Annotated in this window: 11 protein-coding genes and 1 other RNA gene; 6 read left to right on the forward strand and 6 right to left on the reverse strand. The window is 72.5% G+C overall.

Features of this window, described 5'->3' with window-relative positions:
- A partial coding sequence (locus AAC134_RS18620; protein WP_339950633.1) for a tyrosine-protein phosphatase occupies window positions 1–353 on the forward strand: 353 nt, incomplete at its 5' end.
- A gap of 33 nt (window positions 354–386) precedes the next feature.
- Here the strand turns inward: AAC134_RS18620 and AAC134_RS18625 are convergent.
- From AAC134_RS18625 to ffs, 4 genes are all read right to left on the reverse strand, one after another.
- Entirely contained in the window at window positions 387–833 is a 447-nt protein-coding gene (locus AAC134_RS18625; protein ID WP_339950634.1) for a hypothetical protein, read from the reverse strand.
- Between the two features lie 653 nt (window positions 834–1,486).
- Complete coding sequence (locus tag AAC134_RS18630) at window positions 1,487–1,831, reverse strand: YbaB/EbfC family nucleoid-associated protein (RefSeq protein ID WP_339950635.1); 345 nt, start codon at window positions 1,829–1,831, stop codon at window positions 1,487–1,489.
- An 81-nt stretch (window positions 1,832–1,912) separates the two neighbouring features.
- Window positions 1,913–3,943, reverse strand: a complete 2,031-nt coding sequence (locus AAC134_RS18635; RefSeq protein ID WP_339950636.1) for a DNA polymerase III subunit gamma/tau — start codon at window positions 3,941–3,943, stop codon at window positions 1,913–1,915.
- A gap of 172 nt (window positions 3,944–4,115) precedes the next feature.
- Window positions 4,116–4,213: signal recognition particle sRNA small type (gene ffs / locus AAC134_RS18640), an RNA gene on the reverse strand.
- Between the two features lie 239 nt (window positions 4,214–4,452).
- Here ffs and nudC point away from each other — a divergent pair.
- Window positions 4,453–5,457, forward strand: coding sequence for an NAD(+) diphosphatase (nudC, locus tag AAC134_RS18645; protein ID WP_339950637.1), 1,005 nt, complete (start codon window positions 4,453–4,455; stop codon window positions 5,455–5,457).
- 258 nt (window positions 5,458–5,715) lie between these two features.
- Window positions 5,716–5,898 carry a hypothetical protein gene (locus tag AAC134_RS18650; protein ID WP_339950638.1) on the forward strand — a complete coding sequence of 61 codons (183 nt, stop codon included), beginning with the start codon at window positions 5,716–5,718 and terminating at the stop codon, window positions 5,896–5,898.
- Window positions 5,899–5,977: 79 nt separating this feature from the next.
- Here the strand turns inward: AAC134_RS18650 and AAC134_RS18655 are convergent, their stop codons facing one another.
- A complete protein-coding gene (locus AAC134_RS18655; RefSeq protein ID WP_339950639.1) occupies window positions 5,978–7,066 on the reverse strand; it encodes an NADH:flavin oxidoreductase in 1,089 nt (362 codons plus the stop codon).
- Window positions 7,067–7,337: 271 nt separating this feature from the next.
- Here AAC134_RS18655 and AAC134_RS18660 point away from each other — a divergent pair, with 271 nt between their 5' ends.
- Window positions 7,338–8,123, forward strand: coding sequence for a calcium-binding protein (locus AAC134_RS18660; protein WP_339950640.1), 786 nt, complete (start codon window positions 7,338–7,340; stop codon window positions 8,121–8,123).
- A 103-nt stretch (window positions 8,124–8,226) separates the two neighbouring features.
- Here the strand turns inward: AAC134_RS18660 and AAC134_RS18665 are convergent, their stop codons facing one another.
- The gene (locus AAC134_RS18665; protein WP_339950641.1) at window positions 8,227–9,120 is read right to left on the reverse strand and encodes a prephenate dehydratase; all 894 of its coding nucleotides are present in this window, start codon (window positions 9,118–9,120) and stop codon (window positions 8,227–8,229) included.
- Between the two features lie 241 nt (window positions 9,121–9,361).
- Between AAC134_RS18665 and AAC134_RS18670 the strand changes: the two genes are divergently transcribed.
- Window positions 9,362–9,862: a cytochrome c family protein gene (locus tag AAC134_RS18670; protein ID WP_339950642.1), complete on the forward strand. Its 501-nt coding sequence runs from the start codon at window positions 9,362–9,364 to the stop codon at window positions 9,860–9,862.
- Between the two features lie 295 nt (window positions 9,863–10,157).
- Window positions 10,158–12,113, forward strand: a complete 1,956-nt coding sequence (locus AAC134_RS18675; protein ID WP_339950643.1) for an extracellular solute-binding protein — start codon at window positions 10,158–10,160, stop codon at window positions 12,111–12,113.
- The last annotated feature ends 7 nt before the right edge of the window (window positions 12,114–12,120 follow it).

A 12,120-nucleotide genomic window follows, 5' to 3' on the forward strand; every position in this document is an offset into this window, starting at 1 on the left:
CGCTGATCCGCGACACGCCCACGCCGGTGCTGTTCCACTGCAAGTCCGGGGCGGACCGGGCGGGGTTGATGGCCGCGCTGTGGATGGTGCTGCGCGAGGGACGCTCGGCGGCCGAGGCCTCGGGCCAGCTGTCGCTGCGCTACGGGCATCTGTCGCGCGGACCGACGGGCGTGCTGGACCGCTTCTTCGCCGAGGCGACGGCGGCCGAGGCGCGCGGCGTCCCCTTCCGCCAGTGGATCGAGACCGAATATGACCGCGAGGCCATCGAGACGGCCCATCGCGTCGCCGCCCGGCGCAGCTGGCGCCAGCGGCTCGCGGGGTGGATCACCGACCGGCTGTTGCGGCGGGAGTGACGCCGCCGCATTCGGGCGGTTCCGGGAAGGGGCTCAGTCCGGGCGGACCAGTTCGGCCTCGGCGCGGCCGGCCTGGATCACGGCCTCGGCCCGGGCGCTGATCTCGTCGCCCGGCAGGACCCAGTGGAAGCCGAACAGGGTCGCGGATTCGGCCGGCAGGCGCACCTCGACCGCCGCCCGGTCGCCCATCGAGACGCTGACCGAGAGGTCCCGCGTCGCCCGGCCGCGCAGCTCGCGCCGGACCATGGCCGCGGCCTGGGGCGGGTCGATCCCGCCCGCGCCGAGCGCCAGCGCCGCGCGGGCGGCGGCGAGGCGCAGGTCGGCCTCGGCGCGCACCATCACCGCATAGTCCGCCATCGCCAGCGCGGCCACCAGGGCCACGGGCGCCCACAGGGCCGTCTCGGCCCTGGGGATCGCGCGCAGCGCCTCCGAGAGACGTTGGGGCCCCAGCGCCACGAAGCGGGCGAGCGGGGCCATCATGCCCCCGCTCCGCCCGAGCGCGGGCCGCAGCCGAGGGCGACCGCGCCCGAGGGAGTTGGCGCCGCGACGTCTCCCCACGTCGCGACGCCTGGAATCGACCCCTGGTCGAAACCCCTCGGCGCCGGCGCGTTGCGGCCCAGTCCGCATCGCGCGGCGATCCCGGCCAGGCGGGCGCGCGGGCGATGGCCCGGCCCCGCGAGCCTGTCGCGATCCATCTGTCACCTCTCTCTGCGCCGATCTCCCCAGACGGGCGCAGCATGGCGTAACGTCATCTCGGTGAAAGTTTTATATGAACACATCATGAAGCGCAAGTTCCAAGAGTGTTCATTCTGGACGAAATGAGTCCGGCCGCCCGCGGCGCTCCGCACGCGCACGGGCTGGACCGTCGCGGGGCGGGCGCGGCGACGGCGGTGAGCGGGGTTTTGGCGCGCGCGGCGGTCAGAGCGAAGCGGGACCACCGGCGCGGCGTGTGCAGATCGAGGCCGGGACCGAGGCTGCGGGCGTTGGGAGGCCCTGCGGAGGCGGCGGCGGCGAGGGGCGTCGCCGCTTCACGGCGCGCGCGGGAGGCCCCGGGAAAGGCCCGGGGCGCATCCCTTGGCGGGGGTGGGCGGTCCGGCCCGCGGTCCGCAGAGGGCGCGGGCCGGAGGGGCGGCTCAGAACGGCAGCTTCATGCCCGGGGGCAGCGGCAAGCCCTCGGCGGCCTTGGCCATCTCGGCCTGGGCGGCCTCGGCGGCGCGGTCCTGGGCGGTCTTGATCGCGGCGACGATCAGGTCCTCGACCGCCTCGCGGTCCTCGGGGACGAACAGGGTGGGGTCGATCGACAGGCGCTTGAGCTCGCCCTTGCCGGTGACGGTGGCCTTGACCAGACCGGCGCCGGCCTCGCCCTCGACTTCGAGCGCCTCGACCGCGGCCTGGGCCTCGGCCATCTTGCCCTGGAACTCCTGGGCCTTGGCCATCATCTTGGCCATGTCGCCCAGATTTCCGAGACCTTTCAGCATGATGTCATCCTTTTCTTCAGACGGCGAGGCCTGGGGGCCCGCCGGTCCACATCGGGTCTGAGCCGGGGGTCTTGTCGGGCGTCAGTCGCCGTCGAAGGCGTCCACCGGCTCCCATCCGTCCCAGTCCTCGTCCTGCGGGGTCTCTTCCCATTCGGGGGCGGACTGGGTCTCTTCGGGTTCGGCGGCGGCGCCGAAGGCGCGGGTCGCCATGATCTCGGCGCCGGGGAAGGCGGCGATGGCGGCGGCGACCAGCGGATGCAGCTTGAGGCGGGCGTGCAGGTCGTCACGCTCGGCGTCCTGGCGCTCGCGCACCGTCTGGGCGCCGCCGGAGTTCTCGACCGCCACCATCCAGCGGGAGCCGGTCCAGGCCATCAGCCGTTGGGCGAGGTCGGAGGCGAGGCTCTCGGGCGCGTCATGGGCGGGCTCGAAGACGATGCGGCCGGGCTGGTAGGAGATCAGGCGCACATGCGCCTCGAGTTCCACCAGCAGGCGCGCGTCGCGCTTGTCGCGCACGAGTTCGAGAACCGCGTCGAAGGTGGTCAGCGCCGCGACGGCTTCGGGCAGCGGGGGGGCTTCGCGCCTGGCCACATCGGGGGAGGCTGCGGCCAGCGTCGGGCGCGGGGCGGCCTGGGCGCGGGGGGCGTGGCTGGCGACCGAGCCGCCGTTCGCCGTGGCGCGCATCGCGCCGCCCTGCCCGCCGGAGGCGGGAGATGACCCCTGCCCGCCGGAGGCGGGAGACGACCCCTGCCCGCCAGTGGGGGGAGATGAGCCGTGCCCGCCGGAGGCGGATGCGGAACCCTGCGTGCCGGAGGCCGGCGCGGGGGCGGCGCCGGCAGAGGCGCCCGCGCCGCCCGTCGGGCCTGCGGGCGCGCCGCCCGAACCGCCCGAGGGTGCGGGCGCGGCGCCCTGCTCGGTCAGGCGGCGGACCAGGTCTTCGGGGCTGGGCAGGTCGGCGACGTGGGTCAGGCGGATGATCGCCATCTCGGCGGCCATCATCGGGTTGGGGGCGCCGGCGGCCTCCTCCATGGCCTTGAGCAGCATCTGCCAGGCGCGGGCGAGCGGGCGCAGCCCGAGGCGCGAGGCGAAGTCGCGGGCGCGGGCCTGGGCCTCGGGGCCGGCGGTAGGGTCCTCGGCGGCGTCGGGGGCGACCTTGGCGATCGAGATCCAGTGCGTGACCTCGGCGAGATCCCGCAGCACCGCCAGCGGGTCGGCGCCCGCGGCGTATTGCTCGGAGAGTTCCGCGAGCGCCGCGGCGCAGTCGCCCTTCATCACCGCCTCGAACAGGTCCAGCACCCGGCCGCGGTCGGCCAGGCCCAGCATCGCGCGGACCTCGTCGGCCGAGGTCTCGCCCGCGCCGTGCGCGATCGCCTGGTCGAGCAGCGAGAGCGCGTCGCGCACCGAGCCCTCGGCCGCCCGCGCGATCAGGGCCAGCGCGTCCTCGGCCACCGCGGCGTTCTCCATCCCGCAGATGCGCGAGAGATGGGCGATCATCACCTCCGGCTCGATCCGGCGCAGGTCGAAACGCTGGCAGCGGGAGAGGACCGTGACCGGGACCTTGCGGATCTCGGTGGTGGCGAAGATGAACTTCACATGCTCGGGCGGCTCCTCCAGCGTCTTGAGCAGCGCGTTGAAGGCCGAGGTGCTGAGCATGTGCACCTCGTCGATGATGTAGACCTTGTAGCGGGCCGAGGCCGCCCGGTAGCGCACCGACTCGATGATCTCGCGCACGTCGCCCACGCCGGTGCGCGAGGCGGCGTCCATCTCCAGCACGTCGACGTGGCGGGAGTCGGCGATGGCGCGGCAGGGCTCGCAGACCCCGCAGGGGGCGACGGTCGGGCCGCCCTGCCCGTCGGGACCGATGCAGTTCAGCCCCTTGGCCACGATGCGCGCGGTGGTGGTCTTGCCCACCCCGCGCACGCCGGTCAGCACGAAGGCATGGGCGATGCGGTCGGTCTCGAAGGCGTTGCGCAGGGTGCGCACCATCGCCTCCTGGCCGATGAGGTCGGCGAAGGTCTGCGGGCGATGCTTGCGCGCCAGAACCTGGTAGGCGGCGCCGGTGGCGCCCGAGGTTTCGGCGGGCGTCTGGGTCGGCGGGGCGGCGTCCTCGGCCATGCGCTCCCTCTTCGGGCGTGGGCTGCGGTCCTCGCCCGGCGCGGGGCGCGTGGACGGACGGGCGGACCCGCAGGCGAAGGGTAAGGAGCGCGGGGGTCCGCCGCAAGGCGCCGCCTTGCCCGCCCGCGCCGCCGCAAACGACGAAAGCCGCCCCCGGGGGGGCGGCTTTGCGAGGTGAGAGGCTGAACGCGACCCAAGCGGGACTCGCTACGGCTGCTTCCTTCCGGACCTGACCGGGTTGGCGAGGCGCTCGCCCACGCCAACCTCTCGAGCGGGGAGATACGCCGAGCGCCGCGCCGTTTCAACCCCTCTCCCCGCTCGCCGGAGCGCGCCCGCGGCAAGCCGCGTCCGGGCGCCTGTTCTCGGGCGGGTTCGCGAAGCGGTCCTCCCGGGGCCCCCGGGCGCTCCCCATGCCTCGCCTCCGCGCGGCTCGCCGCTTGCTCCCGACCGCTCCCGCGGTCCATAGAGTCATCCAAACAAGCGATTGAGCCGAGGGGAGCCCGCCGCAGATGCCCGATCCGATCATCCCGGAAGAGACCATTGCCTTTGCCGGCGGAACCCGCGACCGCGCCGACCGGATGCGGGCCGACGCCGCGCTGATCCGCCGGTTCTGGAGCGATCCGGAGGCCCGCGTGCTGCCGTTGTGGCGGGGCAAGCCCCTGCTCTGCGAGGTCGACGGGGGGCTGACGCTCGGCTGGCTGCCCACCGATTCCGCGATGCTCGAGGTCACCCGCGACACGCCGGTGTTCCTGGGGCTGGAGGATGCGGGCGGGCGGCCCTGCGGGCGCTTCGCGCTCGATATCTCGGCCTGGGAGGATCCGGCCGCGCCCGACGGCCCGCCGGGCACGTTCCGCGACGCCACCGCCAACCGCCACCCCGACCTGCCCGAGAGCTTCGCCTTCCTCGACCTGCGCCAGGAGATGGCGCGGCTGAGCGTGCAGGACGCCGCCGACGCCTCGACCGCCAAGGGGGTGATCGAGTGGCACCGCTCCCACCAGTTCTGCTCGCGCTGCGGGGCGCGCTCGACGATGGTCCATGCGGGCTGGCGGCGGGAGTGTCCCGACTGCGGCGCCCAGCATTTCCCGCGCACCGACCCGGTGGTGATCATGCTGATCACGCGCGGCTCGAAGGTGCTGGTGGGCCGGCAGAGCATGTGGCCCAAGGGGATGTGGTCGCTGCTCGCGGGGTTCATGGAGCCGGGCGAGACGCTGGAGGCCGCCGTGCGCCGGGAGGTGGACGAGGAGGCGATGATCCGCGTGGGCCGGGTGATCTACGTCGCCTCGCAGCCCTGGCCGTTCCCCGCCTCGCTGATGATCGGCTGCGCGGGCGAGGCGCTGGACGAGGACATCCGCATCGACGAGCACGAGCTGGAAGCGGCGATGTGGGTCGAGAAGGACGAGATGCGCGAGGCGCTGGCCGGCAACCATCCCGTCATCGCCCCTGCCCGGCATGGCGCCATCGCGCGCTCGGTGCTCGAGGCCTGGGTCGACGGTCGGGTGCCCGAGTTCCGCTGAGCGGCGCGACGCCCGGCGCGCGCAGCCAGACCTCGGCGCGCGGGGCCCCGGGCCTGACCCGGGGCCGCCTGCGCCACACCGGTCGCATGCGGTCCGGGCGAGCGCGGCTGCCCCCCGCCCGGTCGGAAGAACTGCGGCGGCCTGTCGCATCGGGGCTTTCGTTCCGGGCCGCCTTCCCCTAGGTTGAGTTCCCGGCCGGCAATGCCGGACCTATCCGGCGCGCCGGCTCCCGAGTGATGACTTCTGGGAGGACGCGACATGCGCATGGAAGACGTCGAACTCCAGGCCAGGGCGCTCTACGACCAGCTCGGCCCCCGCGCCATCGCCACCGCGGCGCAGCGCGCCGCGAAGCACGAGGACGAAGGCGACCGCGAGGAGGCGCACAACTGGCGCCGGATCCAGCAGCGCCTGACCGAGAAACGCGGCGCGCATCAGAGCTGAGAGGCGCCCGGACGATTGAGGGGCGGACCCGCGGGCCCGCCCCTTTTCTCCTGCAAGACTCTGCGGCCGGCGCGGCGCCTCAGGCGGCCGACTCGGCCTCCTCGACGAAGCCCTTCCAGTTGCGCATGTACTGCACGAAGGAGGGGGAGAGCCCCTCGGCCCGCAGGTGCGCCTCCGAAACGGGCGTGGCCGGCGAGACATAGCCCGCGTCGGCCAGCACGCGGTCGGGGAAGTCGTGGCGCAGGATCGCGGCGCGCCCGATCACGGCGAAATCGCAGCCGCGGTCGATCGTCTCCTGCGACTGGGCGGCGGTCATCAGCTTGCCCGCGACGCCCAGTTTCGTGCCGTTGCGCGGCAGGTCGGTGAACCAGCCGAGCAGGTCGCGCTCGGCGAAGCCCTCGTCCATCGGGGTCTTGAAGACGTCCCACAGCGACATGTCGAGATAGTCGAGCTTGCCGCCGGCCATCACCTCGGCCGCAAGGTCGCGGATCTCGGCCAGCTCCATCCCGAAGCGCTCGGGCGAGAGGCGCAGGCCCACCTGGAAGTCGGGGCGGCAGGCGGCGCGGATGCCGTCCAGCACCTCCAGCGTCAGGCGGGCGCGGTTCTCGAGGCTGCCGCCGTAGCGGTCGTCGCGCCGGTTGTACTGGGTCGAGAGGAAGGCGCACAGGATATAGCCGTGGGCGCCGTGGATCTCGACCCCGTCGAAACCGGCCTTCTGGGCGCGCAGGGCGCCGGCGATGAAGTCGTCGCGCAGCTGCTCGACCTCGGCGGTGGTCAGGGCGCGGGCCCCGGTCTCGGCGTCGTCGGAGGGGGCGACGACGTCGCCCGCAAGCTCCTTGGGGCAACGCATCCCGCCGTGGTGGAGCTGCACGGAAGAAACCGTGCCCGCCGCCTTCAGCGCGTCCGCAAGGCGGGTCAGCCCCTCGAGATGCTGGTCCCCGAAGATGCCGAGCTGGCCCGCGAAGGCGTTGCCGCTCTGCTGGACATGGGCCGCGCAGGTCATGGTCAGGCCGAAGCCGCCCTGTGCGCGCATCGTCAGCCAGTGGAACTCCTCGTCCGAGAGCGTGCCGTCGGCGTGGCTCTGCTGGTTGGTCAGCGGCGCCAGCATGAAACGGTTCTTCCAGGCGGGGCCGCGGGTGAGGGCGAGGGGATCGGCAAGTCGGGTCATGGGGGGTCGGGCTCCTGCGGAAACGGTGTCGGCGGCGACCGGACCAAGTCGGGGGGGCGCTGTCAATCGCGCGTGGCGCGGCGGCGCGGGGGCGAGCCCGCGCGAATGAGGCGCCCGTTGGCGCCGAATGGTCCGGGAGGGGACATGCTCGCGCCCCTGCGTCGCCGCCCCGCGCTGGAAAGACGGCCGGGCGGCGGCCGTGCGCGGTCGCCCATCGGCCCGGCGCCCCCGCGCCGCCGACGAAACAGTCGCGAGCAGGAGGAGTTTCCCCATGGCCAGCCCCAGACATGATCCCATCGTCGAGCGCGCCGGCAACGGCCACGACGTCGTCTACGGCCTCGACAACGACGACCGGTTGTCTGGCGAGAACGGCAAGGACGCGCTGCACGGGCGCAACGGCGACGACCGCCTGTTCGGCGGCAATGGCAAGGATGAGCTGTTTGGCGGGGGCGACGACGACCTGCTGCGGGGCGGCAACGGCAAGGACCTGCTGGTCGGCGGCGCCGGGGCGGACCGGCTGATCGGTGAGAACGGCAAGGACGAGATGCAGGGCGGCTCGGGCGGCGACGCGCTGGCCGGCGGCCGCGGGAGCGATGCGCTCTATGGGGGCAAGGGCTCGGACGTGCTGTTCGGAGGCTCGGGCGGGGACGCGCTGCGTGGCGGCGGCTTCTCGGACGAGCTCTACGGGAATTCGGGCGGCGACCTGCTGATCGGCGGAGGGGCGGACGACTTCCTGTTCGGCGGCAAGGGCCAGGACGTGCTGCGCGGCGGCGCGGGCGACGACGTGCTGGACGGCGGCTGGGGCAAGGACCGGCTGATCGGCGGCGCGGGCGACGACACGTTCGTGGTCGACCATGGCTCGAAGACAAAGGTCGTGGATTTCGACGCCGGCCAAGACGTGTTCTTCGTCCAGGGCGGCGCGGATCGCTTCGCCGACCTGGAGCTGAAGGAGAAGAACAACGGCGACCTGGTGGTGAGCTACGACGGCGACCAGGTGGCGCGGATCAAGGACGCCGAGGCCGGCGACGTCGATCACACGGACTTCATCTTCGCCTGAGCGCGGAGACGCGGCCGGGACCGGAGCGCCCGGAACGGAATGGGGCGAGGCCGCGGCCTCGCCCCGTTCGCGATTCCGGCGGGCGTCGCCGGCCGCCCCGCGCTCAGCCCGGCAGCTTCACCCGGTCGCGGTAGGGGTGGGCGGCGTAGACCCCGAGGATTCGGCGGTAGGAGGTGAAGAAGCCCAGCTCCTCCATCGCGAGGCGCACGTTGGCGTCGTCGGGGTGGCCCTCGATGTCGGCGAGGAACTGGGTCGCGGTGAAGGAGCCGTCGACCATGTAGCTCTCGAGCTTGACCATGTTCACGCCGTTGGTCGCAAAGCCCCCCATCGCCTTGTAGAGGGCGGCGGGCACGTTGCGGACCTGGAAGATGAATGTGGTCAGGACCTTGGGGGCCGCAGGCTCGGCCTCGACCTTCTGGCGCGACATCACCAGGAAGCGGGTGGCGTTGTGCTTGTTGTCGTGCACGTCGCGCGCGAGGATCTCGAGCCCGTTGATCTCGGCGGCGAGCTCGGAGGCGAGCGCGGCCTGGGAGGGGTCGTTGGCCTCGAAGATCTGCCGGGCGGAGCCGGCGGTGTCGGCGCCGGTGATCGCGCGGATCCTGTGTTCGGCGAGGAACTCCCGGCACTGGCCGAGCAGGACGGTGTGGCTCATCGCCGATTTGACGTCGGCAAGCGTCGCGCCTCTGGGGCCCATCAGCTGGATGGCGACGGGCACGAAGGTCTCGCCGATGATGAACAGGCCCGAGCCGGGCAGCAGCGCGTGAATGTCGGCGACGCGGCCGTAGGTGGAGTTCTCGACCGGCAGCATCGCCAGCCGGGCCTCGCCGGTCTTCACCGCGGCGATCGCCTCCTCGAAGGTCTGGCAGGGCATCGGGTCGAGGTCGGGATAGGCTTGCCGGCAGGCGAGATGCGAGTACGCGCCCGGCTCGCCCTGGAAGGCGATTTTCTCGGGGGATCGGTCTGCGGGCCGCTCGGGTCGGGTCTGGGCTTCGGTCATGGTCTCCGCGCGGTCTCGCGGGCCGAGAGGGGCCCGTGAGAAAGCTCTCTCCGGTCAATGGGTCGCGCCTTATACGCCTTGCGGCCGGCCGCGGGAAGCGGGTAGGAAATCGCTCACCCAGCCGCGCCTCGCCGGCCGGTCGCAGCATCCGCGCGACGGCTCCGGGAGGGGGGCGAAGGGGGCCTCGGACGAGACGCGAAGCCGACGCCCGGCAAGGAACCAAAAAGGGGTCTGGATCGACATGGACACGATGGAGATCAACAAGATCGTCGGCGCCTGCGTGGGCGCGCTGCTGATCTATCTCGGCGTTCAGTTCTTCGCCGAACTGGTCTTCCACCCCGCCTCCCACGGCGACGAGCATGAATATGCCTATGCGCTGGAGGTCCAGGAGACCGGCGGCGGCGAGGAAGAGCAGATCGACGTGGCTGCGCTGCTCGAGGGCGGCGACGCCGGCCGCGGCGAGCGGATCTTCGGCAAGTGCAAGGCCTGCCACAAGGTCGACGGCTCGAACGGCACCGGCCCGCACCTCGACGGCGTGGTCAACCGCGAGATCGACGCGGTGGCGGGCTTCTCCTACTCCGGCGCGCTCGAGCAGGTCGGCGACGTGTGGTCCAAGGAGAACCTGTTCCACTTCCTCGAGAACCCCAAGGCCGTCGCCCCCGGCACCGCCATGGGCTTTGCCGGTCTGCGCAAGCCCGACGACCGGGCCGACCTGATCGCCTACCTCGCGACGCTGCAGTAACCTCCGCGCCCGACGCGGCCCGCCTCGATCCCGCGCGGATCGACGCGGATCGACAGGAGCCGCCCCCACGGGGGCGGCTCTTTCGATTCCGGGCGCGGGTCGCGCGGCGGGGCCGAGGCGGCGCCCTGCCCCGCGCTGCCGGTCGGAACGCGGCGGGGGCCCCCGCCGGGGCCGCGGCGTGTGGTCCGGATCAGGCCTGGGGGGGCGTCGCGCGCTCACGTCCTCGCGGGCGCGCTTGAAACGGTCGAGGGGGCGGCCTAACCCTTGAAGGGACGGAGACAAGGGAGATCCGCCGATGCGCAAGCGCCCCGCAGACCGACGCCGCCTCGACCAGCCCGCCCCTCCGGGCGCGGGCGCGGACGCAGGCCGGATCTCGCGGCGCGAACTGGGCCTGGGCATGGCTGCGTTCGGCGCGGCGCTGGGCCTCGCGCCCCGCATGGCGGGCGCCGCGGGCGAGGCGGCCGCGACCGGCGAAAACGGCGGCATCGTCGCCCACGGAATCTCCACCTTCGGGGACCTGAAATACGCCCCCGGATTCGCGCATTTCGACTTCGTGAACCCCGACGCCCCCAAGGGCGGAACCTGGTCGGGCCGCGGCACCGGCGCCTCGAGCACCTTCGACAGCCTCAACCCGTTCATCCTGAAGGGCGAGCCGGCGCAGGGTCTCGGCGCGCTCTTCGACACGCTGCTGACCGGGTCCCCCGACGAGATTGACGCCGCCTACGGCCTGCTGGCCGAGAGCCTGGAATACCCCGAGGACCGCACCTGGGTGATCTTCCGGCTGCGGCCCGAGGCGACCTTCGCCGACGGTTCGCCGGTGACCGCGCAGGACGTGGCCTTCAGCTTCGACGTCCTGCGCGAGAAGGGTCACCCCTCCTACCGCATCCGCTACCGCGACGTGGAGAGCGCGAGCGTGCTGGACGACCGCGTGGTGCGCTTCGACTTCCGCGAGGGCGTGGCCACCCGCGACCTGCCGGCGATGGTCGGGGGGATGCCCGTGCTCTCGAAAGCCTGGTGGGCGGAGCGCGACTTCGCGGCCTCCTCGCTGGAGCCGATCCTGGGCTCGGGCCCCTATTCGGTCGAACTGGCCGAGCCCGGCCGCCGGGTGATCTACGCGCGGCGCCCGGACTACTGGGCCGCCGATCTGCCGGTGAACGTCGGCACGAACAACTTCGACCGCTACGTGTTCGAGTATTTCAAGGACTACACCGCCGCCTTCGAGGCGTTCAAGGCCGGCGCCTTCACCTTCCACGAGGAGTTCTTCTCGAAGATCTGGGCGACCGAATACGGTTTCCCCGCCATCCAGAAGGGCTGGGTGATCAAGGAGCAGGTGCCCGACGGGCGGCCCTCGGGCACGCAGGGGTTCTGGTTCAACATGCGCCGGCCGCAGTTCCAGGACCCCCGGGTGCGCGAGGCGCTGTCGATGGCCTTCGATTTCGAATGGTCCAACGACACGCTGTTCTACGGTCTTTACGAGCGGACCACCTCGTTCTTCGAGAACGCGCCGATGAAGGCCGAAGGGATGCCCTCGGAGGCGGAGCTGGAGCTGCTGGAACCCCTGCGCGCCGACCTGCCCGCCGCGGTGTTCGAGGAGGAGGCCTACACGCCCCCCGTCACCGACGGCTCGGGCTCCGACCGGCGGGTGCTGCGCCGGGCGATGAAGCTGCTGGACGAGGCCGGGTGGACGGTGAAGGACGGCATGCGGGTCAACGCGGAAGGTCAGCCCCTGACGCTGGAGCTGCTCGACGACAGCCCGACGTTCGAGCGGATCATCGGCCCGATGATCGCCAACCTGCGCAAGATGGGCGTGGACGCCAAACTGCGCATCGTGGACGCCGCCCAGTACCAGCAGCGGCAGGAGGATTTCGACTACGACGTGGTCCCCGGCCGCTTCGTGATGTCGATGACCCCGGGACAGGAGCTGCGCTCGCTGTTCGGGTTGGACGCGGCCGGGCAGCCGGGCACGCCGAACCTGACGGGGCTGGCCAACCCGGCCGTCGACGCGCTGATCGAGAAGGTGATCGCGGCCGACAGCCGCGAGAGCCTCGACGCGGCGGCCCGGGCGCTCGATCGGGTGCTGCGCGCCCTGCACATCTGGACGCCGAACTGGTACAAGGGCGAATACAACATAGCCTACTGGGACGTTTTCGGCATGCCCGAGAACCCGCCCCCCTACTCGCGCGGGGACGGCTACTGGTGGTGGGACCAGGCGAAATACGAGAAGCTCAAATCGGAGGGCGCCCCGCTGTGACCCCGGA

Source organism: uncultured Albimonas sp. (assembly GCF_963977235.1).
In the GTDB taxonomy this organism is placed as follows: Bacteria; Pseudomonadota; Alphaproteobacteria; order Rhodobacterales; family Rhodobacteraceae; genus Albimonas.

What these genes read in the sequence shown, in the direction of transcription:
- AAC134_RS18660 (WP_339950640.1), top strand. Translation starts at nt 7,338, where the DNA reads ATGGCCAGCCCCAGACATGATCCCATCGTCGAGCGCGCCGGCAACGGC.
- AAC134_RS18635 (WP_339950636.1), bottom strand. Translation starts at nt 3,943, where the DNA reads ATGGCCGAGGACGCCGCCCCGCCGACCCAGACGCCCGCCGAAACCTCG.
- AAC134_RS18675 (WP_339950643.1), top strand. Translation starts at nt 10,158, where the DNA reads ATGCGCAAGCGCCCCGCAGACCGACGCCGCCTCGACCAGCCCGCCCCT.
- AAC134_RS18630 (WP_339950635.1), bottom strand. Translation starts at nt 1,831, where the DNA reads ATGCTGAAAGGTCTCGGAAATCTGGGCGACATGGCCAAGATGATGGCC.
- AAC134_RS18625 (WP_339950634.1), bottom strand. Translation starts at nt 833, where the DNA reads ATGATGGCCCCGCTCGCCCGCTTCGTGGCGCTGGGGCCCCAACGTCTC.
- AAC134_RS18670 (WP_339950642.1), top strand. Translation starts at nt 9,362, where the DNA reads ATGGACACGATGGAGATCAACAAGATCGTCGGCGCCTGCGTGGGCGCG.
- AAC134_RS18650 (WP_339950638.1), top strand. Translation starts at nt 5,716, where the DNA reads ATGCGCATGGAAGACGTCGAACTCCAGGCCAGGGCGCTCTACGACCAG.
- AAC134_RS18655 (WP_339950639.1), bottom strand. Translation starts at nt 7,066, where the DNA reads ATGACCCGACTTGCCGATCCCCTCGCCCTCACCCGCGGCCCCGCCTGG.
- AAC134_RS18665 (WP_339950641.1), bottom strand. Translation starts at nt 9,120, where the DNA reads ATGACCGAAGCCCAGACCCGACCCGAGCGGCCCGCAGACCGATCCCCC.
- nudC (WP_339950637.1), top strand. Translation starts at nt 4,453, where the DNA reads ATGCCCGATCCGATCATCCCGGAAGAGACCATTGCCTTTGCCGGCGGA.